Source organism: Mesorhizobium sp. U510 (assembly GCF_059180695.1).
The window spans coordinates 502,734-528,497 of record NZ_CP180532.1; the positions used below are offsets into that span (position 1 = coordinate 502,734).

The 25,764-nt window shown below is 59.2% G+C and carries 21 protein-coding genes and 1 pseudogene; 11 read left to right on the forward strand and 11 right to left on the reverse strand.

Annotated features, from left to right (window positions below):
• Positions 1-136: 136 nt before the first annotated feature.
• The 6 genes from ACLGL5_RS04410 to ACLGL5_RS04435 all read left to right on the forward strand — a co-directional run bounded on the left by ACLGL5_RS04410 (position 137) and on the right by ACLGL5_RS04435 (position 6,937).
• Positions 137-844 carry a CBS domain-containing protein gene (locus ACLGL5_RS04410; protein ID WP_038647131.1) on the forward strand — a complete coding sequence of 236 codons (708 nt, stop codon included), beginning with the start codon at positions 137-139 and terminating at the stop codon, positions 842-844.
• Between the two features lie 181 nt (positions 845-1,025).
• Positions 1,026-2,246, forward strand: coding sequence for an efflux RND transporter periplasmic adaptor subunit (locus ACLGL5_RS04415; protein ID WP_141700979.1), 1,221 nt, complete (start codon positions 1,026-1,028; stop codon positions 2,244-2,246).
• The gene (locus tag ACLGL5_RS04420; RefSeq protein WP_069090409.1) at positions 2,243-3,469 is read left to right on the forward strand and encodes an FtsX-like permease family protein; all 1,227 of its coding nucleotides are present in this window, start codon (positions 2,243-2,245) and stop codon (positions 3,467-3,469) included. Before ACLGL5_RS04415 ends, ACLGL5_RS04420 begins: the two co-directional genes overlap by 4 nt.
• A complete protein-coding gene (locus ACLGL5_RS04425; protein ID WP_038647137.1) occupies positions 3,462-4,175 on the forward strand; it encodes an ABC transporter ATP-binding protein in 714 nt (237 codons plus the stop codon). Before ACLGL5_RS04420 ends, ACLGL5_RS04425 begins: the two co-directional genes overlap by 8 nt.
• 670 nt (positions 4,176-4,845) lie before the next feature.
• Positions 4,846-5,385: an Hsp20/alpha crystallin family protein gene (locus tag ACLGL5_RS04430; RefSeq protein WP_038647139.1), complete on the forward strand. Its 540-nt coding sequence runs from the start codon at positions 4,846-4,848 to the stop codon at positions 5,383-5,385.
• Between the two features lie 286 nt (positions 5,386-5,671).
• Complete coding sequence (locus ACLGL5_RS04435) at positions 5,672-6,937, forward strand: MFS transporter (protein WP_069090410.1); 1,266 nt, start codon at positions 5,672-5,674, stop codon at positions 6,935-6,937.
• A 169-nt stretch (positions 6,938-7,106) separates the two neighbouring features.
• Here ACLGL5_RS04435 and ACLGL5_RS04440 read toward each other — a convergent pair whose 3' ends face one another.
• Together ACLGL5_RS04440 and ppsA are read right to left on the reverse strand one after the other, a co-directional pair.
• A complete protein-coding gene (locus tag ACLGL5_RS04440; protein ID WP_038647141.1) occupies positions 7,107-7,799 on the reverse strand; it encodes a CBS domain-containing protein in 693 nt (230 codons plus the stop codon).
• On the reverse strand, positions 7,796-10,213 hold the full coding sequence (gene ppsA, locus ACLGL5_RS04445) for a phosphoenolpyruvate synthase (protein ID WP_245306989.1): 2,418 nt from the start codon (positions 10,211-10,213) through the stop codon (positions 7,796-7,798). The genes ACLGL5_RS04440 and ppsA overlap by 4 nt, the downstream gene beginning before the upstream one ends.
• A 191-nt stretch (positions 10,214-10,404) precedes the next feature.
• Between ppsA and ACLGL5_RS04450 the strand changes: the two genes are divergently transcribed.
• Positions 10,405-11,322 (forward strand): 1-phosphofructokinase family hexose kinase, encoded by a 918-nt coding sequence (locus tag ACLGL5_RS04450; protein ID WP_038647145.1) that lies wholly within the window; start codon positions 10,405-10,407, stop codon positions 11,320-11,322.
• A gap of 51 nt (positions 11,323-11,373) precedes the next feature.
• Here ACLGL5_RS04450 and glk read toward each other — a convergent pair whose 3' ends face one another.
• Both glk and ACLGL5_RS04460 read right to left on the reverse strand, forming a co-directional pair.
• Positions 11,374-12,426, reverse strand: coding sequence for a glucokinase (gene glk / locus ACLGL5_RS04455; protein WP_051726812.1), 1,053 nt, complete (start codon positions 12,424-12,426; stop codon positions 11,374-11,376).
• Positions 12,427-12,724: 298 nt separating this feature from the next.
• Positions 12,725-13,402 (reverse strand): phosphoribosyltransferase, encoded by a 678-nt coding sequence (locus ACLGL5_RS04460; protein ID WP_038647147.1) that lies wholly within the window; start codon positions 13,400-13,402, stop codon positions 12,725-12,727.
• Between the two features lie 284 nt (positions 13,403-13,686).
• On the opposite strand from ACLGL5_RS04460, the gene ACLGL5_RS04465 reads away from it, so the two are divergent.
• Positions 13,687-14,754 carry a hypothetical protein gene (locus tag ACLGL5_RS04465; protein WP_051726813.1) on the forward strand — a complete coding sequence of 356 codons (1,068 nt, stop codon included), beginning with the start codon at positions 13,687-13,689 and terminating at the stop codon, positions 14,752-14,754.
• On the opposite strand, the gene ACLGL5_RS04470 is transcribed toward ACLGL5_RS04465, so the two are convergent.
• On the reverse strand, positions 14,699-15,679 hold the full coding sequence (locus ACLGL5_RS04470; RefSeq protein ID WP_038647149.1) for a ribose-phosphate diphosphokinase: 981 nt from the start codon (positions 15,677-15,679) through the stop codon (positions 14,699-14,701). The two genes, ACLGL5_RS04465 and ACLGL5_RS04470, sit on opposite strands and share 56 nt — an antisense overlap.
• A 220-nt stretch (positions 15,680-15,899) precedes the next feature.
• Here ACLGL5_RS04470 and ACLGL5_RS04475 point away from each other — a divergent pair.
• A pseudogene (locus ACLGL5_RS04475) lies at positions 15,900-16,075 on the forward strand (transposase); the annotation flags it as partial.
• Between the two features lie 142 nt (positions 16,076-16,217).
• On the opposite strand, the gene ACLGL5_RS04480 reads toward ACLGL5_RS04475, so the two are convergent.
• The 3 genes from ACLGL5_RS04480 to ACLGL5_RS04490 all read right to left on the reverse strand — a co-directional run bounded on the left by ACLGL5_RS04480 (position 16,218) and on the right by ACLGL5_RS04490 (position 21,138).
• Positions 16,218-16,604, reverse strand: coding sequence for a DUF982 domain-containing protein (locus tag ACLGL5_RS04480; protein WP_494372877.1), 387 nt, complete (start codon positions 16,602-16,604; stop codon positions 16,218-16,220).
• A gap of 1,428 nt (positions 16,605-18,032) precedes the next feature.
• Positions 18,033-18,659, reverse strand: a complete 627-nt coding sequence (locus tag ACLGL5_RS04485) for a Crp/Fnr family transcriptional regulator (protein WP_171903228.1) — start codon at positions 18,657-18,659, stop codon at positions 18,033-18,035.
• Between the two features lie 1,699 nt (positions 18,660-20,358).
• Complete coding sequence (locus ACLGL5_RS04490) at positions 20,359-21,138, reverse strand: universal stress protein (protein WP_038647156.1); 780 nt, start codon at positions 21,136-21,138, stop codon at positions 20,359-20,361.
• Between the two features lie 294 nt (positions 21,139-21,432).
• Between ACLGL5_RS04490 and ACLGL5_RS04495 the strand changes: the two genes are divergently transcribed.
• Together ACLGL5_RS04495 and ACLGL5_RS04500 are read left to right on the forward strand one after the other, a co-directional pair.
• Complete coding sequence (locus ACLGL5_RS04495; RefSeq protein WP_141700869.1) at positions 21,433-22,083, forward strand: hypothetical protein; 651 nt, start codon at positions 21,433-21,435, stop codon at positions 22,081-22,083.
• Positions 22,084-22,330: 247 nt separating this feature from the next.
• Positions 22,331-22,528: a hypothetical protein gene (locus ACLGL5_RS04500; RefSeq protein WP_038647158.1), complete on the forward strand. Its 198-nt coding sequence runs from the start codon at positions 22,331-22,333 to the stop codon at positions 22,526-22,528.
• A gap of 150 nt (positions 22,529-22,678) precedes the next feature.
• Here ACLGL5_RS04500 and ACLGL5_RS04505 read toward each other — a convergent pair whose 3' ends face one another.
• The 3 genes from ACLGL5_RS04505 to ACLGL5_RS04515 all read right to left on the reverse strand — a co-directional run bounded on the left by ACLGL5_RS04505 (position 22,679) and on the right by ACLGL5_RS04515 (position 24,660).
• Positions 22,679-23,431 carry an SDR family NAD(P)-dependent oxidoreductase gene (locus tag ACLGL5_RS04505; protein WP_038647160.1) on the reverse strand — a complete coding sequence of 251 codons (753 nt, stop codon included), beginning with the start codon at positions 23,429-23,431 and terminating at the stop codon, positions 22,679-22,681.
• A 303-nt stretch (positions 23,432-23,734) separates the two neighbouring features.
• The gene (locus ACLGL5_RS04510) at positions 23,735-24,382 is read right to left on the reverse strand and encodes a BON domain-containing protein (RefSeq protein WP_202350319.1); all 648 of its coding nucleotides are present in this window, start codon (positions 24,380-24,382) and stop codon (positions 23,735-23,737) included.
• 74 nt (positions 24,383-24,456) lie between these two features.
• Positions 24,457-24,660 carry a hypothetical protein gene (locus tag ACLGL5_RS04515; protein WP_141700870.1) on the reverse strand — a complete coding sequence of 68 codons (204 nt, stop codon included), beginning with the start codon at positions 24,658-24,660 and terminating at the stop codon, positions 24,457-24,459.
• Positions 24,661-25,764: the final 1,104 nt, after the last annotated feature.

Below are 25,764 nucleotides of genomic sequence, written 5' to 3' on the forward strand. Positions count from 1 at the left end.
AACCTCGGTCGAGATCCTGCCTTGACGCCGGTCAAAGCGCCCGCCTGCCCAGGGAATAAGAAGAGCCCAGCTGTTCCATGCTGTCGTGGTCCCACGGCGGCAAGCCGAACAAGGGTAAATTTCGAAGGAGACGAACATGCAAGCCTTATCGATAATGACCTCCCCAGTCATTGGCGTCGAACCGTCGGCGTCGATTGCCGACGCGGCCGGGCTGATGCTGTCGCGCAAGATCAGCGGCCTTCCCGTCATCCGCAGCGATGGCATGCTGGTCGGGATTGTCAGTGAAGGCGATTTTCTGCGCCGCGGCGAGCTGGGCACGAAACGCAAGCGCCCGCGCTGGCTGGAGTTTCTCGTCAGCCCAGGACGTGTCGCCGAGGAGTATGTCCATGCCAACGGCCGTCGGGTCGACGAGGTAATGTCCGAGAACGTCGTCACGACATCCCCTGAAAGCGCATTGGAGGACGTCGTCGAACTCATGACGCGCCACCAGGTCAAACGCATTCCGGTGGTCGAGGGCGGAAAAGTTGTCGGCATCGTCACACGTTCCGATCTTCTGCGCGCATTGCTTCGCTCTCTTCCAAAGGGCGGCTCGACGTTGGCAACCGACGAACAGATCCGTCAGAAGATCGTTGCGGAACTTGCCGCCCAGCCATGGGCTGGAACAGGCATGATCCATGTCAGGGTCGACAAGGGGATTGCCGAACTGAATGGCGCGATCCTCGACGAGCGCGAGCGCCAGGCCGCGCTTGTCGCGGCAGAAAACGTCGCCGGCGTAAAGGCCGTGACCGACCACCTGTACTGGGTCGAGCCACTGTCCGGGATCGTGGTCGACCCGCCAGCTTAAGGCGATACTGCCAACCGAGATCGGCCGCGCGATCGGAAACTGGCAAGCCGAAGGTCAGAATTGATCTGGCACAAGGTGGCAGGCGCGTGCCGCCATAATCACTTGGGCGATTTCACCCCTCGAGGCCGCCATGCTGCAGACCAACACAGATTTGCATCCCGACATATCCCACAGGCTGCGCATGTCGGCGGCCAGGCATTTTGTCTGGCTGCACAAATGGCTGCTTGGCGGGCTGGCCTTGCTGGCGGTCGCTCTTGCCCTGGCGCTGGCGCGCTGGCTTGTCGGCCCGGAAGTCGTCGTCTATCGCGTGATCCGCGGCGATCTCACAAGGACCGTCGTGGCGAGCGGCCACGTCGAGACGCCCTATCGCGTGAATATCGGAACGCAGTACACCGGCACGGTCGCGGAGGTGCTGGTCGACGAGGGCCAGATCGTCAAACGGGGCCAGCCGCTCATTGTCCTGGAGTCCAGCGAACTGAAATCCGCGGTCGTCCAGGCGCAAGGCGCCGCCGCGCAGGCGGAGGCGCGGATGCGGCAGCTGCGGGAGTTCACGCTGCCGGCCGCGCAGCAGGCGCTCAAGCAGGCCGAGGCGACGCTGGTCAATGCCCAGGCGGCCTACCAAAGGGCCGAACAGCTCTCCAAGGCGGGTTTCGGCACCCGCGAGACGCTCGACACCGCCACCAGGGATCTTGATGTCGCGCGCACCCAGGTCCGCACGGCCGAGCTCTCCGTCTACACCGCACAGCCCGGGGGCAGCGACTACGTGATGGCGCTGACCCAGCTCAATCAGGCACAGGCCAATGTCGCGACTTCGCAAGCGCGCCTTGGCTATGCGACCATCGCCGCGCCGCGAGACGGCACACTCATCACCCGCAATGTCGAGCGTGGCGCCATTGTTCAGCCCGGAAACGCCCTCCTCGTGCTGGCGCCCGCCGGCGATGTCCAGTTGGTGTTGCAGATCGACGAGAAGAACCTCGGTCTCCTTCGGGTAGGTCAGGACGCACTGGTCTCAGCCGACGCCTATCCAGACCATCGCTTCGACGCCAAGGTGTCGTACATCAACCCGTCCATCGACATCACGCGCGCGTCGGTGGAGGTGAAGCTCACCGCAACAGCTCCGCCGCCCTATCTGCGCCAGGACATGACCGTCTCCGTGGACATAGAAATCGACAAGCGCGCCTCGACGCTGGTCGTTCCGGCGCGCGCGGTGCATGACCCGACATCCGCTTCGCCTTGGGTTCTCGTCGTTCGCAACGGCCGCCCACGCGAGCAGGCGGTCAGGCTCGGCCTGCGCACGAGCGACCAGATAGAGGTCCTTGAAGGACTTGCGCAGGATGATCTGGTCGTTCCGATCGCCGCCGGCGTCAGGGCCGGCCAGCGCATCAGGCCGGTGGCGTCATGAAACCCTGGCTGACATTTGCCTGGATCGCAGCACTGCGGTTTCTCGCCGAAGGCCGCATGCAGTCGGGATTCATCCTCAGCGGCATCGCCATCGGCGTCGGTGTCATCGTGTTCATGTCGGCGATGCTGACCAGCGTGCAGACCAACTTCACCAATCGCGTGCTCACTTCTCAGCCGCAGATCCAGCTCCTGGCGCCACAGGAAGTCGCCCGACCACTGAGATGGCATGATGGGGTGATCGAGGCCGCGATCGTCCAGCAGCCGACGCAGCGCATCCTTTCCATCGATCAGTGGCAGACGATCCTCGCCGCGATGCGCGCCCGGCCGGATGTGGTGATCGCAACGCCGACCGTATCCGGTTCAGCACTTGCCGTACGCGGCGATGCCAGCCGCAGCATCGGCATCTTTGGAATGCAGGCCGACGACTATTTCCGCATCGTTCGTGTGCCGAACTACATCGTCGCCGGCAATTCAGAGCTTGGCTCCGACGACATCCTCGTCGGCCTCGAACTCGCCAAGGATATCGGCGCGACGATCGGCGACAAGATCAACGTAACGACCGCCATTGGCGGCAGCCGCACACTGACAATCAAGGGAATATTCGATCTCGGCAACAAGGGCGCGAACGCGCGCAACGCCTATGTCGCGCTGCGGACGGCTCAGAGCCTGCTCGGGCTGCTCGGCGGCGTGACGACGATCGACCTCACTGTCACCGACGTCTATGCGGCGGAAACCATTGCTCAGGACATTCAGGCGACGCTACCGGTGCAGGCCGACAGCTGGATCAAGACCAACGCCCAGATATTCACTGCGATCCGGGCCCAAAACCTCTCCAGTGCCCTGATCCGCATCTTTGTCGGCCTGTCCGTGGCGTTCGGCATTGCGGCCGTCCTGGTGGTGTCCGTGCTTCAGCGTTCCAAGGACATCGGCATATTGCGCGCCATGGGTTGCGCGCGCGGACAAATCCTGAGGGTCTTCCTGATCCAGGGCGGCGTGCTCGGTTTTGTCGGCTCATTGGCCGGAGCGCTTGTCGGCGCCGGCGCTCTGATGGTTTGGCACCGCTACGCACGACAGGCCGATGGCTCCGAACTGTTCCCCCTCTATATCCAACCGAGCCTGTTCGTATCTTCGGCGGCCCTTGCCACCATTACCGGGGTGATAGCCGGCATCGTGCCGGCGCTGCGCGCCGCAAGCCTCGATCCGGTGGATGCCATCCATGGCTGATCTGCTCGCTCTCGAAGGCATTCGCAAATCCTACAATGTCGGCACCCCGGTCGAGACCGAAGTGCTGCACGGCATAGACGTCACCATCCACCCGCGCGAATTTGTCGCCCTGATGGGGCCATCCGGATCAGGCAAGAGCACGCTGCTCAATATCATTGGCCTGCTCGATCGCCCGACCTCCGGGCGTCTATCGATCCATGGCGAGGACACGACTGAATTGTCGGAAGCCGCCTTGACCAGCCTGCGCGGCCACACGATCGGTTTCGTGTTCCAGTACCATTACCTGATCTCTGCTTTCACCGCTCGCGAGAATGTCATGATGCCGATGCTGCTGGATCGTGGCCGACCGGACGCCGCTATGGAACGGCGCGCCGACGAGCTCCTGGACTGGGTCGACCTCGGCAGATGGCGCAACAATCGGGCGCTGAACATGTCGGGCGGTCAGCAGCAGCGCGTAGCCATAGCCCGTGCCTTGGCCATGGATCCGTTGCTGGTGCTCGCCGATGAACCGACCGGCAATCTCGACACGGCCTCAGCCGATGCGGTTTTCGAATTGATGCGGCGCTTCAACAGGGAGCGCGGCACGACCTTCCTGATCGTCACGCACAACCATGATCTCGCCGGCCGCTGCGACCGGATCATCCAGGTCGTAGACGGCAGGATAACCGAGGACCGCATCAATGTGCTGGAACGCCATTCGCAGTGATGCCGCAAGCGAGGCTGGTATCTGGGACTGATCGGGCTCGGTTGCAAATCACCGGCGTCAATACAGTCACGGCTCCATTCCCTTTTGTCACAGCACGAAATGGCGCAATATTCGATGCCAGGTCACCGAACCCAACCCGCCTCTAAGCCTTCCGACGATCGGTCCGCCGCGATCCTGGAGGATCATGCCGACGACCCGGTTCTTGAAGAACTGTAGTCGCTGATTTCCGAGCTTTCGTTCGACGCCATTGCTCGCAAACCATCTCACCGATGGATTTGTCCGCACTCAGCTATTCCTGCGCCGAACTTGAGCGCCAGCACCTTTGATCATCGGACTGCCGTGCGGTGCCGAGGGATGGCGTTTCAAATCACCGCGCTATCCTTTGATGGTCGCGCCTCTCAATTCGAGTTCCGGCGAGCGGCTTTTTCTCGCGCCATTGATCCCGATCAATGAGCGGCCACTCCACAACTGCTTTGATGCAGCTCATGTCAGGCTGGATGTGGCCACGCGGGGCGGTAACGACCCGAGATCGGGAAGTGGTTGGGCGCGTAGCTCCCTCTTACAGCCCTGACAAGCGGGCCCGCTTCTCTCACCGGCTCCCAGGGAAACCTGAGGCGAAAGGGTCGAGACGGCGGGCTCGCATTCAACCCCAAATGCTAGGAGAAGAACCATGGCTGAAGCTGCCACCAAACTCCCCGTCAAGACAGAGAAAGGCACTGCCCCTGCCCGGTCCGACAACTGGACGGCACCGTTCGAAAGCCTGCGTCGCGAAATCGACCGGCTGTTCGACGACTTCCACGCTTTCGACTTCCGGCTGCCCTCGACCCGCTCCCTTTTCGGTCGTGAGCTGCCGTCGTTGCGCAGCGCGGACTGGCCGGTGGCGCCGGCGATGGACCTCGTCGAGAAGGAAAAGCAGTATGAGATCACGGCCGAGCTGCCCGGCATCGACGAGAAGAATGTCGAGATCAAGCTCTCCAACCACACGCTGACGATCAAGGGCGAGAAGCAGGAAGAGAAGGAAGAGAAGGACAAGGACTATTATCTGTCCGAGCGCCGCTACGGCTCCTTCCAGCGTTCCTTCCAGCTGCCTGACGGGGTCGACGCCGACAAGATCGATGCAAGCTTCACCAAGGGCGTGCTGACGGTGAAGCTGCCCAAGACCGCCGAAGCCCAGAAGGCCGAGAAGAAGATCACGGTCAAGGCCGCGTGATTGCCGTGGCTAGAGAACTTCAGCGCGCCTGACCGGCGCGCTCTTGGCCTTAGCGCAGCGATTGAAGATGGCGATTGCTTGCGGCCTGACGCTCCGCCATTTTTGAGTTTTTGTTGCTCCAGTTCCAGCAGGCCTTCAATGACCCGCCTCTGTTCGGGATCAGTCTCGCGTGTCAGCAGATCCTTGAAATGAGCAAGTTGGCAGGTGCGACGAACTGGAAGCGATAATCGGTCCCCAAGGTTGGCACGGAGGCGGTCCCAGTATCGAGTTGGTGAGAAAGGGAGCGATGGAACACCCTACGGCCTCAGAAAGTGCTCGCACAGGCCTTCGGACCATCTCCTCGGAAATCTGGGCGCTAGGTTTCGTGTCATTGCTGATGGACGTCTCCTCGGAGATGGGCCACGCTTTGCTGCCAATCTATCTCGTGACCGTCATGGGGGCATCGATGGTGGCGATCGGGACGATAGAAGGCGTTGCCGAAGCGACGGCTGCCATTACCAAAGTCTTCTCCGGTGCGCTGTCTGATTGGCTGGGAAAACGCAAGCTATTGGCCATCATCGGCTACGCTCTGGCGGCCGTCACCAAGCCGGTGTTCCCGCTGGCTTCGTCAGTTGGATGGGTTATGGCAGCACGCTTTGTCGACCGGATCGGCAAAGGAATCCGAGACGCCCCCCGTGATGCTCTGATTGCCGATATCGCACCGCCAGACCTGCGAGGCGCGAGTTTTGGTCTTCGTCAATCTCTCGACACGGTAGGCGCATTTGTCGGGCCGCTCCTGGCAATTGGCTTGATGTGGCTGACCTCCAATCAGTTTCGGATCGTGTTCTGGGTCGCCGTTCTTCCCGGCGCACTCGCGGTTGGCGTCCTTGCCCTTGCCGTTCGTGAGCCGGTTCGACCTGCAGACTTGCGTCAGGTGCGGGCTCCCCTGAGCATGCCAGAGCTGCGACGGCTGGGTTCGTCCTTCTGGCTTGTTGTCTGTGTCGCAACCGTGTTCACCTTGGCCAGGTTCAGTCAGGCCTTTCTCCTAGTGCGCGCACAAGGCATGGGTTTGCCAACCGTTCTCATCCCACTGATATTTGTGGTCATGAATGTAATCTACGCGCTCGCGGCCTATCCGGCGGGCGCGCTCTCAGACCGCGTCAATCGCCTGACAATGATAATTGTCGGTTTCTCGATCCTCATTGCTGCAGACCTTGTGCTGGCGCGCGCCGGAAGCCTTCCCGGTGTTGCGCTCGGCGTGGCCCTCTGGGGTTTGCATCTGGGGTTCACGGAAGGGCTTCTGGCAACGCTCGTCAGTGATACTGCGCCGCCGGAACTCAGGGGCACTGCCTTCGGCATGTTCAACCTTGCGGGTGGCTTCGCGTTGCTGGCGGCGAGCCTGCTGGCAGGCATGCTTTGGGAAATCTTTGGACCGCAAATGACCTTTTTGACGGGCGCAGGTCTTACAGCGCTGGCGCTCGCTGGTCTTGGAGTGGTTCGCTGGCGCGTTCCCACTCTTGGGGGCAATCAAAAAACCGAGACCGAAGAGGATGCAATGTCCAGCCAATCCTAAATGCGGCCAAAGCCATATTGCGGCGGGAGCGCCGACGAAAATCCTCGGCAGCGTTGTCGAGATATTGGGTGGCGATCATCAACACGAAGCTCGTCACTTGATCCAATCAAACGTTCGCATGCGGATCAATTCTGTCTACAAGCCATTTCATTGCACCCCCAAGGAACACTCACGTATCGTCCGCGGCGGGGGTAACAACGCGGATATTGTCGACCACGCGGACGGCGCCCGACGTGTTTTCGGCTGCGACGCGTATCGCGGCGCGCACATTTTCATCCGCGACCGTACCATTGAGATGGACGACACCGTCGTGAACGACGACGTCGATCGCGACGTCAAGCATCCAGGCCTTGTTTTCAACTTCCTCCATAATGCGCTTGCGGATTTCCAAGTCGCTGACGACCGATAAGGGGATTTCACCGACATGGTGCGACAGCGCCGACAATAGGTTGGAGCGGCTGACGATGCCGATTACTTTGCCATCGCTGACGACCGGCAGCCGCTTGATGGCACGCTTTTCCATCAGGTCGACGATCTCGCTGACCGGCGCATCCGGGCCAACGCTTGCGACGTCGCGGCTCATGACGTGCTCGACCTCACGCCCATGCTCCTGAGCATACTCTCGCGCCAGCTGACTCCTATTCAGCCAGATCTCCAGCCATCGCGGGCGATGGCGCGCGGTTCCGATCTCCTCCCGACGCAACAGGTCGCGTTCGGTAACGATGCCGAGCAGCTTTCCTTGTGCGTTTACGACCGGCAGGCCGCTGATGCGGTGCTCAAGCATGACGCGCGCCGCATGCTCGATCGTGGTGTCGGGGCGGACCGTCGTCGCCCCCATGGTCATGATGTCGCTGGCTCTCATTGTCTTGCCTCACTTTTTCTGGTCGCGGTCTCCGCCATGGCGACCTTTCGCTTCACCGCGATGAAGCTGTCGGGACTGACCGAGATCGAGTCGATGCCGCAGTCGACGAGGAACGTCGCGAATTCGGGATGATCGCTCGGCGCTTGCCCGCAGAGACCGATCTTGGCGCCAGACTTGCGGGCCGCATTGATGACGTTCGAGATCATCCATTTCACCGCCGCATCCTGTTCGTCGAAGAGGTTCGCGAGCTCGGCAGAGTCACGATCGACCCCAAGAGTAAGCTGTGTGAGATCATTCGATCCGATCGAGAAGCCGTCGAAGCGTTTTGCGAATTCCGCCGCTAGAATGACGTTGGACGGGATTTCGCACATGACGAAAACCTGCAGGTCATCTTCGCCGCGCCTTAGTCCGTTCGCCGCCATGACCTCGAGCACCTGGTCGGCCTCATGCGTCGAACGGCAAAACGGAATCATCACGATGACGTTTCGAAATCCCATTTCGTTCCGCAGCCGGCGGATGGCTCGGCACTCAAGTGCGAAGCCCTCTCGGTAAAGCGGGGAGTAATACCGGGACGCGCCCCGGAACCCGATCATCGGGTTTTCCTCTTTTGGCTCGAACTGGGCGCCCCCTATCAGTCCGGCATATTCATTGGTCTTGAAATCGCTCATGCGCACAATGACGGGCTTTGGGTAGAGCGCCGCGGCGATGCGCGACAGCCCTCGCGCCAACCTGTCGACAAAATACTCAGTCTTGTCCGCATAGCCGACCGTCAATTCCGTGATTTCGCGCTTGGCAGCTTCGTCCTTGAGCTGGTCGTAGTGCACAAGCGCCATCGGATGAATGCGGATATGGTTGCTTACCACGAACTCCATGCGGGCAAGACCAACCCCGTCGGCTGGAAGACGCCACCAGTGCAGCGCGGCGGCAGGGTTCGCGAGATTGAGCATAATCTCGGTGTGCGTTTGTGGAAGGTTGGTCATGTCGACGATTTCGGTGTCGAAGTCGGCCGTCCCTTCATAGACAAATCCCTGATCGCCTTCGGCGCAGGACACCGTTACGGTCTGCTCACCGTGCAACAATTCGGTCGCGTTGCCGGTGCCGACAATTGCTGGCAAGCCGAGTTCGCGGCTGACGATGGCAGCGTGCGAGGTGCGCCCGCCGTGGTCGGTGACGATCGCTGCCGCCCGCTTCATGATTGGTACCCAGTCAGGGTCGGTGGTTCCTGTGACGAGAATTGCACCGTCGACGAAGTTGGCGATGTCGCGGGCATTTTCGATCAGGCAGACGCGGCCCGTGACGACCGCATCGCCGATCGCAAGTCCTGCGATGAGCTTTCTCCCCTTTCGCGTGATCGTGTAAGATCGGAAAGCTGCCGCTTCGCGACGGGATTGGACCGTCTCTGGCCGAGCCTGGACGATGAAGATATCGCCTGTCTCCCCATCCTTTGCCCATTCCATGTCCATGGGACAGCGGTAGTGGGCCTCGATCGCAGTTGCCCACCTGGCGAGCAACAGGATCTCATGATCTTCAAGCACGAAAGCCGTCCGCTCTATCTTCGAGGTTGGAACGTTTCGGGTTGGGTTGTCGCCGGCGGCGTAGATCATCTTCTGCGCCTTGGCGCCGCACTTCTTGCCGATGATGGGCACAAGAGCGGGTGCGGAGAGCAGAGGTTTGAAGACCTGGTATTCGTCGGGATCGACGGCGCCTTGTACGACATTTTCGCCCAGCCCCCAGGCGGCGTCGATCACGACGACATCCTTGAAGCCGGTTTCCGTGTCGATCGAGAACATGACGCCCGATCCGCCAAGATCCGAACGGACCATCTGCTGCACGCCAATTGAAAGTGCGACACTCATGTGATCGAACCCTTTTGCCTGGCGATAGCTGATGGCTCGGTCGGTAAAGAGCGATGCGTAGCAACGGCGGCATGCCACCAACAGAGCATTCTCACCACGAATGTTCAGGAAGGTTTCCTGCTGACCGGCGAAGCTCGCGACGGGCAAATCCTCGGCGGTCGCGCTCGAACGCACGGCGACATCGACCTCTGCTTTTCCAATGCTCCGGCAAAGCGCGCGATAGGCGATCTTGATCGCGGTCGCGGTTTCCTCGGGCCAGTCGCCATGCAGAAACAATTCCCGAATGGCCTTGCCCGTCTCGGCAAGGGATGCCTTTCCAGCAATCATTTCGCCCAGCTGTGCTTGGATCCGCTCTTCCAGGCGGTTCGCGTGCACAAAGTCCCGATAGGCCTTGGCCGTCGTCGCAAAACCAGGCGGTACACGGATGCCTTTTGGTGCCAAGGCCTGCACCATCTCGCCCAGCGAAGCATTCTTGCCTCCGACATGGCCGACATCGCCGCGTCCGACCTCGTCAAATCGGGCCGTAAGCCTATCTACAAGTGCAGACCCTGCGTTCACCGCACTCTCCCTACGCATCGGGACACTCTGCGGAATTCACCTGCATAAGCCTTGATCCCAATCAAGAATTTGAGCCGAGTGCGATATCTTTGAGCCACGTCAAAGCGCCGACCGACCAGTTGCGCAACCTGCTTCAGCGCATCGACTTACGTGATTAGGCGGCGGTGGCTGGGTGAGGAAGATCTGGCGAAGTGACACAAATCCTGACCATTACGCTGAACCCAGCGGTCGACATGTCAAGCGAAACGGAAACTGTGCATCCCACTCGCAAGGTGCGAACCACCGACACAAGATTTGATCCCGGCGGTGGTGGCATCAATGTCGCCCGCGTGATCACGGCATTAGGAGGAGAAGCCGAAGCCTACTTCCTTGCAGGAGGAGAGACAGGCTCGCTACTGGCTCGCCTGTTGCAAAAGGAAGGAGTCCTCGGTCGTCTTGTGCCGATCAAGGGCGATACCAGGATCAGCTTCATGGTTCGCGAGCGCAGCACGGGCCTCGAATATCGCTTTGTTCCCGAAGGGCCTTCGGTGCGCCCCGGAGAATTGAAGCCGTGTCTGGATATAATTTCATCTCACGCAGGGCAGTACGTTATCGCGAGCGGAAGTCTCCCCAAAAACACAGCTTCCGACATTTACGGCCGAATGGCCAAGTTGGCAGCAGCGCGTGGTGCAAGATTTGTTCTCGACAGTTCTGGCACCGGTCTCGGGACGACACTCATGCATTCTCGTGTCTTCCTGGTGAAACCGAGCCTTGGGGAGTTGGAGCAGTTCGTCGGCCACAAACTGGATGAACTGGGTGTCCGCCAAGCAGCGTCCGACATCGTTGCCCGTGGCGCGGCAGAGCTGGTCGCGGTTACCATGGGGGCGGACGGCGCACTCCTTGCCAGCGCCCAAGGTGTACTCCGCGTACCTGCGATCAAGGTGCGCGCGCGTTCTACCGTCGGCGCGGGAGACAGCTTCCTAGCAGCGATGATCTGGGCACTTTCGGAAGGTAAGGCCCCTGAGGACGCCCTCAGATTGGGTGTTGCAGCCGGTGCGGCTGCAATTATGAGACCCGGCTTTGAGCTTTGCCGTCGAAAGGATGTGTTCGACCTCAGCGTGGCTGCATAGTCAAAATAGGGGCTGCCACCACCGAACAAAACTGCCGGATGTCGAGGCCTGTTAGCCAGGCTGTCGAACAAGATCTGACGCGGACCTACCGCCCGAAGCACTGCTAATGCCTTCTGACAGAAATTCGGCTTGAGACAGCGCCACTGCCGCGCCTCGCAATCCTGCATCCAGCGCCTTGATCACAAAGATCGGGATCGGTTCAAGAAATGACGACAGGCGCCCCTTGTATTGAAACTCCCTGTGGAAAAATGCCAAACGGAAAGCGGTGGCTTCTGAAGGGTCGAAAACCCTCGCGGGGATGCCTCCGCCAAGATAGACGCCGCCCCGGGCACCGTAGACAAGGGCCATGTCTCCGGCGAAACGGCCGAGCCATCTCTCAAGATATCCGAGAGCCTCAAGGGCGAGACGATTCTCGGCGTGCAGTGCCTGCTCCACGATCTCAGGTGCCGAGGCCAGTACCGCTGCCCCCTCCTGCGTCTCGGCCAGCGCCTTGTAGATCTGCACGAGCCCTGGACCCGAAATCAGACGCTCTGCCGACACGTGCTTTTCGTTCTTTGCGATGCGCTTGATGAGTAAGAGCTCATCCGCATCTTCGGCCGCAAAGGAAATGTGGCCTCCTTCGCTGGCAATTGAGATCCATCCTGACGGAGACAGGACAAGGCCCGCGACGCCCAGACCCGTGCCAGGTCCAAGCACGACCTTCGGCGCGCGATCCACGGGCTCTCTTCCGCCGATCTTGTGGAGGTCGTGTGGGCCCAAAAAGGGCAGAGACAGGGCGAGCGCCTCGAAATCATTGACCAAATGAACATACTTGGCGCCGCTTGCCGAGCACAGATCCTTGCGCGAGAAGGACCATGGAAGATTTGTCATGCGGACGGTCTCTTCCGCAACGGGACCGGCAATCGCAAAACCAGCGATCGAGGGCCGATGCGGGATGCAATCCATGTAGGCTTTGACCGCGGCCTGGAGCGATGGGAACAGGTCGCACTGGAAACTGGCGAAATGTTTGATTGTGAGCTCATCGATGTCCGCAATCGCGAACCGCGCGTTGGTCCCGCCTATGTCAGCCACAAGAGCGGTGCGAGATTTATCGGGTAGCGTCATGTCTCCAACACTCACTTCAAATGGATAGGCTCAAGGCAGCGTACAACGACGACGCCACCAGCCACCCAACAGCATGAATGTTAGCACAGGCACCCAAAGCCATTTTGATTCACGTCAACGGGCAGCCCGTGCCGTTGCTTGAGCTTCAATGATGAGCGCCTCTGGAAAAACGCATGGCCCTCGAAGCATTCAACACAAATGTAGTCGTTAGGCATGCCGATTTTGAAGTCCAAATCGGCCGCTTTCAGCGATGATTGCAATCATGGGCGCTGTCCACCCATCGGGGATAGCTGAAGCACTATTCGTCGACCGACGACGAGCGTCCCGCAGATGCCCTGCCCTGTGCAGCGCCCATCAAGGCGATCACGTCCTCGTCTCTCAATTGATGGAAATCGCGATAATAAAGGCCGATCGCCTGGAAAAATTCGGGCTCTTCAAGGCAGATGACATCGTCGGCCTCTTTCCTCAGTTCCTCGATCGTTTCAGGCGGGGCGACAGGAACGGCCACTACGATGCTGCAGGGCTTGCGCCGTCGTAGGCCGCGGATCGCAGCCCGAACGGTTGCGCCCGTTGCGATCCCGTCGTCGACTATGATTGCTATCCTGCTCTTGACATCGACATGATGGCGATTGCCGACGTAGAGACGACGTCGGCGCTCGATCTCGGCGAGTTCCCTTTCGCATGACTTGTCAAACTCTGCCGCCGAAACCCAGGCTAGACGAATGACATCTTCGTTGCGCACAACGATGGGATCATCGCCGTCGATGATCGCGCCCATGGCAAGTTCGGGGTGGGTTGGTACTCCAATCTTACGCACCAGAAGCAGGTCGAGAGGAGCCTTCAGATGGGAGGCGACCTCTGCCGCCACCGGGACGCCGCCGCGGGGCAAGGCCAGTACCACGACATTATCGCCTCGATAGCGATCAAGGGCCTTGCCAAGCCGTTTTCCTGCCTCGGAGCGATCTGCGAACAGCATGGGATCAAGCCTCTCTCGCATTGCGGGCGGCCGCCCGCCACGTCTTCAAAGTCAATCCGGTCTTGCCTGCAGATAGACCTGCGCTTTCGACTTGCCGATATTGATCAGGCCATGCCTTGCCGGCGAACCCGCGGAAAAACGCCATCCAGATACAGACAAAGATCGCCGATGGTGTTGCGCTCCATGACATGCAGCCGGAATTGCACCCAAAATGTCACGGCCAGCGGGCACGTCCTTGACACGCGTCAAAGTACGGATCGCTTCTGGCCACCATTGTGCCGACGATGATGATGATGGGACATCGGCAATTTGCGGAGTTGGCGGCGAAGGTGAGCTTTCTCAGCGATCCGGCGGCATACGGGGTTGGAACGACACATGTGGATGTCCGCGAGACGCATATGTCCTGGGTCTTCCTCACGGACGATCTGGTCTACAAGCTCAAGAAGCCGGTCAGGCATGCGTTCCTCGACTTCAGCACCATCACGAAGCGGCACTTCTACTGTGGCGAGGAATTGCGGCTGAACGCTCGCCTAGCCGCCGAAACCTATCGGCGGGTCGTTCCTCTTCGCCGCGACCTATCAGGCCGACTAACCCTCGGCGGTGGTGGCCGCGTCGTAGACTGGCTGGTCGAAATGAAGCGCCTGCCGCACGGCGACATGCTGGACGAGCGCATCGCCCTCGGACGCCTGGCGGCGACTGAGATAGACGACGTCGCCAAAGCGCTGGCGGCCTTTTATGCGCAACGCCAAGCTGAAATTGACGGCGGCGGCGCCTATCTGCGCCACCTTTCTGAAGAGCAGCGCATCAACCGCGCCATTCTGCTCCGGCCCGAATTCGCGTTGGTGGAAATGGTGTCCGGCACTTTGGACACAGTAGACAGTCTGCTGCAGCGATTAAGGTCTCGGATCGAAGCACGAATCCTTCGCGGCGCCATCGTCGAGGGGCATGGTGACCTGCGCCCCGAACACGTCTGCATTGGTCAGCCACCCCAAATCATCGACTGCCTCGAGTTCAACCGATCGATGCGCATCGTCGATCCCTATGACGAGATCAACTATCTCGGCTTGGAATGCGAGATGCTTGGCGCGCCATGGATTCGGCCGCTCCTGGTCAAGGCTCTGGAGGGCCGGCTGCCGGACCGCCCTGATGCCGAATTGCTGGCGCTCTATGGCGGTTTCCGAGCGTTGCTAAAGGCCCGTTTGGGGCTCGCGCATCTCCTTGAGACACCTATCCGTCATCCAGAAAAATGGCGCCCGCAGGCGATCGGCTACATCAGGCAGGCGGAGCGCGAGATTTTCAGTCATCAATCCCGATCAGGTCGGAAATCGACCCCTGTGTGTGGAGACGCCTGATTGTCTTGCCGATCAGGCGACCGATCGGCAGAATGTCCAGGGGCGCTTGCGGGTGACGGGCTTTGGCAGCTGACGCCAAGTCCACGCTGTCAGTGACGGTGATGCGGTCTATCGCCTGACTGCCGAACAGCATTTCGACACCCTTACCAAACAGTCCGTGCGTGGCGATCGCATGAACGGCCCGGGCACCGCGTTCGCGACACGCAAGTGCTGCGCGCAGCATGGTGCCACCGGTGCTAATCATGTCGTCGACGATGAAGACGGCATTGTCGACGACGTCGCCAGCGAACAGTTCGCCGGAAACCACGTTCCGGCTGCGGCGCTTTTCCATGAAGCCGAATCCGATTTCTTTATCGCTCTCTGCCTCCAGAACCTCTTTGAGCAGTTGCGCGCGTTTCACGCCACCCCCATCGGGCGAGAAGATGGTCACCGGCAGGTCGCCGGCCAGCTTGCCTATCAGCGGAGCAAACAACTTTCGCGTATCGAGATGCACGCTCTCGCATCGAAAGGCATTCTGGAAAGCCGCGAAATTGTGGACGTCGAGCGTGACGATCCGGTCGGTGCCCATAGCCTCGAAGAGTTGCGCGACATAGCGCGTGGTGACGGGATCGCGCGCCTTGGTTTGCCGGTCCTTGCGCGCATAGGCGAGATAGGGAACGACTGCCGTTGCACGCGCAGCACCGTTCTCCTTGCATGTCGCCAGGAAGAAAAGGAGCTTGCACAGTCTGTCGTTGGCAGAGGCGCCGCCGTTTCCAGCCAGACTGTGCAGCACGTAGACATCCCTGCCGCGTACGCTGACCAGCGGGCGAGCCTTGTGTTCCCCATCCTCGAAATCTCTCTCTTCATGAGGGTCGAGTTCGATCGAAAGCACTTGCGCTACGGCCGCGCCAAGTTGTTCCGAACCTTTGAGAGCGAAGAAACGCATGTTTTCTTCTATCCGGTTTGGAGGGCTAATGGATTGACGCGCGTCAAGGATGCGAGCCGCCGCATGGCCCGGGAATCCTACCGACCATCTTCAACTTGCCTAGCGGAGAACCGTGCCGGAGCCGAGGCAAAATCGTGAGACCAAGTCCGGGCGTCAGGCCAATGAAACGGCAGACCTTGCAGAGCCTGGCAGCCCAACATCGGGAACTCGCAGCTGATCACCGTTCGGAAGCCGAGGGCGTTCCCGCGTCGAGGTTGGCCGCGGGCTGACTGGCATCTTCTGGGTGCTGCGATCCGGTGCGCCATGGCGCAACCTCCCAGAGCGCTATGGACCCGCAGCACCTGCGACAATCGCTTCGTGCGTTGGCGCAAAGCAGGCGTGTGGGATCGACTTCTTGGATCTCGCAGAGCTTGATGCCGACAGATTTGGGTCTGCGATCACCTTGGCTGTGCGGTCTTCGACAGAGAAGCCATCGGCCTTCGTCTTCTCGGGAGCATTATTTGCAATCCATCGGGTGATCCACCTTGCTCAGGAAGCCTCAAGCTTGATTGCCTCGGCTGGTGGTCCTCAGCGCACCTGATCGGCGCGCTATAGCCCTCAGTGCCAATGGCGATCGCCTGTTTATATTGGTACGCCGCCGCGGCCGGAATTCGTCCTCTCTGTCCACGGCAGCACCGTGCTTACGTCTTCTAGAAATCTTGACTGATCGGGCAAACCCGGCGAATGCGTCGCGCGCAACGGAAAGTGGCACGTAACCATCACAGGCGCGCTGACAGGCACGAATAGCAGTCTGGTAGATCGGCCCCCGTCGGCTCTCCGGCCACTTTTCAAGGAACTGGAAAGCATCAGCCAAGCTTTCAATCTCCTCGATAATATGCTGCCCGTTCTTGACCAAAACGGGCTTATCGAAAATCTTGCCGTTCATAGGCTCCTCCAACTATTAAGTTGAGACGAACTATTCTCGACTTGGCTCGGCTATCGGCTCAACACTCTCAAGAATGACCTGACCCTACAGCGAGGGATGAAACCCGCGGGTTCAATGCCCGGTCGATGTGGTGCTCATCGATCGTCTTCAGAGAAGTTCATCTCGCCAGTACTCAAGGGGGCCTCATCCCAAGGAACGTGAAAATAGATAGTCCGTGTTTCAGGCCAACGAAAGACCGGCGAGCAACACCGCCACCAAGATTGAAACAGGGACCGCCAGAAGCAGTCCAGCCTCGACCAGGCGCGTCTCCTTGTCGCCAAACATCAGGTTTGTCCTTTCCACGTTTCCTTTTTATGGGCAGCAGGCGCCAGCGATTTCCACGACCTGTAACGCAAGGGCAGCTCGCAAAATTTTCTAAGAAAATATCTCGAAGTAGGGTTGGCGCCATTGATCCAAATCAATGGCAGTGCCGTGGCCCCTGGAGAGAGTGTTCCCCAAATGAGGGGCTCTAGATGCTGGACGAAGCGATTCGGTTCCACTCCTGAGTGACCGCTTGGCGCAACGCTGACTGTCGTCGCCTCGACCGGCTCTGCTCAAGGGCGATATCATCGAACGGTCGGCGTGGACGAATTTGCGGCCGTTCATCACCATCACCACCTCGCATGTGGGAGCGGCCGGCGCCTTCATTGGGGTAGAGTGGGCGAAGGCGCCGGCCTACCGGGGCGCATGTTGGGGCAACGCGCTCCGATTTCAGGAGGAGATCTGCTTTTTCGAGGGCTCCGAAATCGCAGTTATCAAGTGAAGGTGGGTAGCCAGTCACCAATCAAGGTGCGCCCCCCTTTGTCGGGGTTACGGCGAGATAGCTTTATGGATGGCCGCGATTGCATCGCGCCTCATCTCCTCCTCCCTTAGCCGCAGCCGTCTTGAGCGTGCGGCTAAACCTGCGGCGCATCAACAAGTCGTCGCCAATAGGTCGGAGGCACCTCATCTCGAACCCGCGCTACAGTGCAGGAGCCTCGACGTGGCAACCTCCCTCCTCAGTGTCCCTATGTGTCAGATGTCGTTGTTATCGGCGTACGAATGCCCACTCACCCTCAATTGCGAGCATGCATTTATGCAGATAGGCTCCGAGAAAACACTTACATGGGTTGGTCTCGCGAGCATGGAATTGCCCGTTGAGTACGCTGCCACTGTTTGGGCTATCGCGTTCGGGCTGCGTCCGGCTTATTGCGGAATGGCGAGGCGAACGGGCGACATCCCGACGAGGGACTGATCGGTGTTTCCCCTAAGTGGTCCCGCGCGGAGCGCCGTCCCTCGCCGTGGCGCAAGCAGGAAGTTGGCGACTCGCTCCAGCCAACTGCTCGGTGACTGGACATGGGGTGGTCTTGTGGATGGTGAGAACAACTCCCAACTTCAACCGTCCCATGGCTATAAAGGGCGGATATAACCAGGATCAAACTCCGCCAGTTCCCGCAACCGCTGTGGCTGAAGTATTTCCAAATGATGCTTGTGAAGGGTGATCAACCCGTCCTTGCGCATCTGTTGCAGGACGCGGTTGAGGTGAACGCCACTCATTCCCGTGGCGTCAGCCAGGACCTCATGGGTCAATGGCAGATCGAAGGAATGATCCCCCACAAGATCGACGCGTCGAAGGCGGGCATGCAGCTCGCAAAAGAGATGTCCAAGATGCGTCGTTTTCTCGTGCCGCCCCATATATGCCAGCCAAACCCGCAAGGTTGCCTGTTCGATCAAGGCGATACTTATGAAAGCTCTCGCGAGGTTGGGATGGCTAGCCATCGCCGCGGTCACGGCCTGCCGATTCAGAACCGTAACCACGGCCGGGGTGAGTGCGGCCACGCGTCCGACAGAACCCTTCCCCAATGCCGATAGGTCGCACAGATCGCCGACGATAAGAAAATCCGTAATCTGCCGGGATCCGTCCTTGAACGAAACGGAGCGGGCGGCCCAGCCCTCCGACATTATGTGAAGCTCTGAACTATCCTCGTCGGAATCAAAGATGGTCTCGCCACGGCTGTAACTCCTTGTGCTCGTCATCGTTCTCGCCAGAGCATCTCGCTCGGCGTCGCCCAACGGTATACTGCGCATTCGCTGAACCAAGGCGTCCAATGACAAGGCTATCTCTCCGACGTTAGAGACAACGAAGGATCCTGACGATCGGCATCGCCACTGCCGGCCGCCGGCTCTGAAAGCGGAAAGAAGAGGCGTTGGCATTCAAGATAGGCATGGTGGTGAACAGACAAACGTTCTGCACTAAGCTCTGGCCGCATCTGGACCGGCCACCAGTCCGTTGTATATCGAGTATAGTGCATTCCCAACGTAGCACGATCAATCCTGAAGCTCTTATATTGGCCGCAACCAGACCCGATTGGAGCGGTGCGCTAGGGAGTAGATCTAAGTCGCACCACGAAAGCGACTGGTTTGCGCAGAGCCGCCTAGGTGGGCGTGCTTTTGGAATAGCCTTTGCTTTTCAGGGTAGCCAATCCGGATCGTGCGCCCGCAACCTTCGCATCGATATTTGGACACGACGCGGAACCAGCTCCCGCGCTTGACGATGGGGAATTTGCAGGTCGGACATTGGAAAGTCAGATCGACAGAAGTCAGGCTCTCAGAAAGCGTCATCTTCGACATCCGGCGCTAAATCATTCAACGGAAGCGGGAACGATAAATCGCGCGACCGTGGACACGCTTGACTCAGATCAACCCCGACAGACGTGCCCGAAGATAGGCTTCTCCAAAAAGGGAGGCCTTCGATGTTGCACGAGCGATTACATTTTAGGTTTGCCAGACCCGTCAACGTGCAGTGGCATAGCGAAAACCCAGCACCCGCCGAGCAGACTTCCAATGACGGTCTGTTCTGGCATTTGGGGCATGCGGTCCACTGCAACTGCTGTCGGCTTCCCGAGGCAGTCGCGCAGGAACTTGAGCGGCGGCAAATCTTCGCTTATATTTCGGAACCTTGGTAAAGTTCAGCCTCAGCATCCATGGCACAGTCGAAGGCGGCTTTGATCCATAAGGCGAACATTGCCTATTACTGGCAAGGACTGATGGCTGCCCAACTTGATCCACCCAAGCGTCGGCATATTTCCCGTTTGCTGGATGCGGAATACAAGAGGCTCCAACGCGCGCAGCAGGCGCCACGCCCGCCGCTTTCGCCCTTCTCTGTTGACAGCGATCGAAGCGCAAGCCGGCCTCGGATCGGAGAACAGTGCCAAACCTGAGCGGAGAACAGTGCCAAACCTGGAGCTTTCGGGCAGCGCCGACCCATTGTGTTGCTATCCAGCCATCTCATACTCGATAGCCGGGTTGGGTTCCGACGCTGCGATCCATCGCCGCCGGATGGAGTATCCGTCGTTTCGACGTTGGACGCCCGCGGGCGAACGCCCTTCGAGGCGGCGGAGAAGGCCCTCGGACACAGGGTTACTCTGCGAGGCACTTGCGCCAAGTGGATACGGGTCACCGATCTTGTCGTGACGCTGCCAACCCGTTTTCGGCCTCGCTATTTCGAGTTCAAACTTAGGAAAGGCGTAGTTTACGCAGCGCATAAATGCTCCACGAGGGAGGAGCGCACGATGGCCAGAAGCTGAGTTCGTGCGAGAATCTCAAGCACTTTGAAAAGAAGCTGGAGACGGAAAATTTGGGAAGTGGCTCAACCTGACAAGCCGTACCAGCCGCTGCCGTCACCCAGTTCTCACCTGCTTGTGGTGGCCCGACCCTTGCCGAATTGGGTTCGCATTCAGTGCGAGACGAACACCGGCAAGGAGAATTGGTCGAGCAGGGATTTGGTCATCCCGCCGAACAAGGCCTCACGGATTCGCGAATGGCTGTAAGCGCCGGCAACGATAAGGTCTGCCTCCTCCATTGCTCGCGAAGCAAATAGCGCCTCGATTGCCGATAGATCGCCAGTGTCCGTCCAGCGGTCGGTCTCGGCTTTGACGCCATGCATACGCAAATGGTCGCGCAGCAGGTCAACATCCGCATCCTTTGCGTCGGCCGGAGGCGCAAATTTGAATACGGTTACCTTTCGCGCCTGGGTCAGTATGGGCATCGCATCGTGCACAGCGCGCGCGGCCTGTCCGCTTGGTGACCAGGCAATCACGATCTCTTCTCCAACTGGCGTCGGACGCCAGTCCCGTGGGAGTAGGATCATCGGCACGCCCGCGGACATAAGCAAATCCCCTGGCACTTCGGGCAGGATCTTGTCGGCGACCTCGGGATTGGGCTGGCTGGCGATCACCAGATCCGCATACGGCGTATAGTAGCTCTTCCAGTCGCCCGAGCTCTGCTCTGCGACCCTGAAGCGGACGTCCACACCGAACCGTTCGGCGCTTGCGTGAAATGTTTCTTCAAGCGATTTCGCGCGTTCGGACCACTCGCCGACAAACGCCGCCGCGGAGTCGACATCGACGCCCGTCAACCTCGCACCATGCGCCCTCGCCAAAGAAAGGGCAAAATCCACTCGTGCCGCGTTTTCGACAGAACCGTCGAGGAAGACCAGGATATCCTTGTAGCTCATGTGACGCTCCTTCTCCTTTGCAGGTGGCAGGGCTTTTTTTAAGCGCGATCGGCAACGGCGTGCTTTGAGCCGGATCAAACGAACAAGATGATCGGCGCAGGTGGCCTGCCAACGCGAAGCGTCCTGCCGTTAAACATTGGTCTGCCGTCCTACACTGCCATCTCTGTCTCTCGTGACCCGACGCGGAAGGTTGCGTGCAACCAAAGGTCACTCGCCCGTTGATTGATGCGGATCAAGGTCGTGGTGTCGGCTCTCTGTTGTCGTGGCGACACCAGGCGAATGGGAGACTTCAAAATGGTCGGTATCACACTGAGCCCTGAACAGATTCGATCCGCTCCGCCGGAAGTGCGGCAATGGCTAGAACATGAGATCGCCCGTTCGCTGGGCCTGCACCCAGTTTCCGACACGATGGCCTCCGACGCGTCGCACCTGGTGGCATGCAGTCCCCAGGAAGCCATGGCGGTCTATGACTCGGTCAGGGGTATGCTGCCTGTCGTCAACGTCTTCTTCGAACTTGGCCGCGAAGGCGCGAAGATCACTGAAGGCGGCGTGCAAGCCTTCAGGCTTGTGGATATGCTTCGCCACACACACCTGCCGGACTTGGAGCGCCTGGTTGCCTGCCTGCAAGTCATCGACCGGGCTTTCCAAAAAATTCATAGCGAAGACGGCGCTGCGCTTTTCGTCCTGGATCCCCGAGGTTACTGCGTCGTCACCGTGACAACGCAGCAGAGCGTCCTTGCCGTATGGACACAGGAAATAGCCGCGCAACAACTCCTTGCCGAGGATCCAACTGCAGACGTCCGTGTCGGCGCATCGCCAGCACCGGCCGTGGTGCCCTTCTCGACGACGGGTAGCGTACCGCCGACATCCATCAACCTTGGCATGCCCTTCTCGGTGCCGGCTGGTCCGCCCAAAACCACGCGCGCGAAAAATCCGGGGCGATAATCAAGACGGAGACGGCGGTTCGCGATTCAGGCGGCGGGTCACAAGCTCGCTTGAGCCGACGACCCGAGAGAAACGCCGGCGACTTGTCAGTCTGCGGTGAATTCCTGGCCTTGGCTGAATTGTTGATAAAGTTTTGAAGGCTGTCTCGGATTGCCGCCTTCCCCTGGGCTGGGCGACGCTCTAGACCCATTGGCGCGAAGGGCGTAGTTTACCTAGCCTTGAAAGGCTCCAAGAGGAGGAGCGCACGATGGCAAGCAGCGAAGCTGAGTTCGTGCACCGCGAGAACATCAAGCACTTCGAAAAGAGGCTGGAGACGGAAACGGACCCGGCAACTCGGAAGCTTCTTTTGAAGCTGCTTGACGAAGAAAAGGCGAAACTCCTAAACATCACCAACCACCCGCCCTATAAGCGCTCAATCAGATCAGCAGAGGGTTATCATAGATAGGTCGATTGCCATGACTTGCGCGAACGCTGCGCCAAGTCAGCCGCGCGACTGCCTCCCATCAACAGCGAGAGGGAAGCGATATGTGTCGCACTCCCATTCGGATATAGATTTCAGTACGACTGCAGTGGGCATTTTTCAGTGGCAACTGAATCATTTGGCGGTGTACCCACCATCCACCAGATGGTAGCTGCCGGTGATGAAGCTGGCGTTGGCTGACAACAGGAAGCACGTCAGCGCCGAGACTTCCTCCGGTGTCCCCAGGCGACCTACTGGATGCAAGGCCGCCAATTGTCCGATCGTTTCGGCATCGAGGTTTTTCGTCAGCAATGGCGTATCGATGAAGGCGGGACCAACGGCGTTGATGCGAATATTGTCGCCGGCATATTCCATGGCGGCCGTCCTTGTCAGCCCGATGAGCGCGTGCTTGGTCGAGACATAGGCACAGGCATTCTCCCAACCAACCGAGCCTAAAATAGACGACATATTGACGATCGCGCCTCCGCGCGATTTCAGCATGGCGGCGACCTCGTATTTCAGACCGTAGAAAACGCCGTTCAGATTGACATCGATAATCTTGCGCCAGTCATCAAGGGGATAATTGGCCGTGGTCTCGCTTGGCCCGCCGATGCCGGCATTGTTTACGGCGAGTTGGAGCCCGCCAAATGTCTCGACCGCGAACGCCACCATTTGCTCGACCGAGCCCGGATCGGCGACATCGACCCGAAAGGCACGCGCATTGCCAAGCGTCGAAGCAATTTTCGTCACCGTTGTTTCTGCAGCCACTAAATCAATGTCTGCGGCAATGACATGCGCACCGCGTGCCGCCAGTTCAATTGCAATTGCCGCGCCGATGCCTGATCCGGCCCCGGTCACGATCGCAGTCTTCCCTTTGAAATCTCTCATGATGTCACTCCACTACATGTCACTCTAGCGGCAGGCGTGAGAAGAGACTTGATCGTCGTCAAGCTGCGGTCGCGAAGGAACGCCAACGGCCCCGAATCCGAGTCGATAAGATTCTCCGCTCGCGAAACCAGCGGTGGAACACGACGTTCACTTCGATCGTGCCAATCCAGGACCTGGATCGAGGCTGTCGGTTAGCTTCAAGGTTGTGCCGACCTTTCGAGTGGCGACGCTCCACACTGCCGTCAGGCCTGCAGAAGAAGAAGGGAAGCGGCATGTTTCGCTTCCCTTAACATCCAAATCACTTCACGCGATCATAATGCGGTCTTCGACCAGGTGAACCCCGGGCGCGGCCCAGGCGGCCCTTACCGTCGCACTCCGCTCGGCCCAGGTATGCACCTTGCCGTCGAGCCGGACTTTGCCGTCGGACACGGTTACATTTATTGCCTTCGCCTCGACTTCGGCATTGCGCTTCAGTGCATCTTCGATGCGCTTCTTGACATCAGACACTGACGCGTGGGGTTTCACCTCGATGTTGTTGTAGACACCGAGTACGCCCGCCAAATATTGAATGGCGTTGGCAGCGCCGGCTTTCTGGTATTGCCAGTCGACCTTTCCAGTCAGGGTTACCCAGCCATTCTGGACCTTGACCTGAACAGCTCCTTCGGGAATTACCGTGTTCCAGGAGATGGTGTGGAGAGCACGCTTGGCGATCTCCTCGTCTGTGGTGACATTTGAACCGTAAGGCCGCACTTCGATTTCCTGCGCAAGGCCCTTCACACCCTTGACGGAAAGTGCCGCATTTTCCGCGGTAGCCTTCTGGGCGAAGGTCGAAACATGACCGGTTAGCGTGACCACGCCGTTGTCCACGGCGACGCCGATATTGGCCGCGTCGATGCTGGGCTCAAACTCCAATTCATCGATGATGTTCTGCCGTAAAATATTGTCGTTCATTGTCGCACCTTTCCAGAACGAAAGCCCTCCGGTTTCAGACTGCCTGGATGAGCTGGTTGTGGCCTTGATGAGGATCAAACAGGCTGACCTGCTCGCTTCGAGCCTCGCCACCATGGAAATGATCCCGCCATGGGGAAAATACGCTTGAAAATCTCGCCGCCGCCTTCGACCAGGACGGCTCCTTGCACCGATTCTACGGTTCTCAGGTGAGGGCGTAGAAATTCGAACGCTTCCGGCGTCAGCGACGACAATGAATGATTTGGCGAGAGGGTTACCATGGCGCTCTCCTGGAAAAGGCGGGAGCGCAGCTAACTCTCAGTCGTCGAAGCCTTATCGTGACCGGCGATGAGGCAATAAGTAGGCTGTGCGCGTATCAAAATGGCAAGCAAAGCCACATAGTCGCACTCAAGAAATGGCTGTGCACGGTACCGGGCAGACGCCGAACCTCGTCGGGGCACAAATTGCGCGTAAGCGCAGCTTTGCGCGATCGGAGCAACGTGTACTCAACCGTCACCATTCCGAGGCGCTTATGCACCTAGGCGCCGCTGACTTAAAGGTGCCTAAGGCACGTTTCGGTTCGTCGAGGGGGGGGCTGATGCCGCACAGATACGCTGAGTTTGTGCACCTGGAAAACATCAAGCACTTCGAAGAGAGGCTGGAGACGGAATCCGACCTCGCGACCCGGAAGATGCTTTTGCAGTTGCTGGACGAGGAACGGACAAAGCTTTCGCAGATAGAGGCCGACAAACCCAGCGTAAGTCGGGGATAAGAGCGATATACCGACATTGAGCTGGAATGATAACGTCGGCGGGAATTCCTCTCAACAATAGCTGACTCCTGCAGGCGAATTATGCAGCTTCAAGGCAGTGCAGTGCCGTTCGTGGCGACCCAAACAGGGTGACCATCGAGGAAGACCAAAGGTGTTCTTGCCATTGTGACCGCGCTGGACCGCTAAGTCCCGGACGTCACGGTACAAGCCGCAGCCAACATCCGGGCAAGGCTCGATCAAACATAATGAGAAAAAGCCCGACTAATCTGGTGATTGGGTTTGAGGGATGGCCGGAATGCATCCGCTAAGTATCTCTTTTATATAGCTTTTGTGACGTCGTGAGGATGATAGCCTTGGCTCTCTCCGGCTGCCGCCATCAGAGATTTGATCTCGGACAAAGGGGTTGATTCGACAACATGCCATAAGCGCTTTCGTTATTGTCGATCTGTCAGGAGCAAAGCAAATGAAAGTCTTCTTAGTCGCTTCGCTGGGCTTGGTGCTTGCCGGCTGCGTCAGCGAGAATTCATGCATTTACCTTCCCGGCCATACCTTCAAGACGGAACGCGGGTGCAAGCGCCGCGAACCCCTTGGGAAGTTTGATCCCCACTGCGAT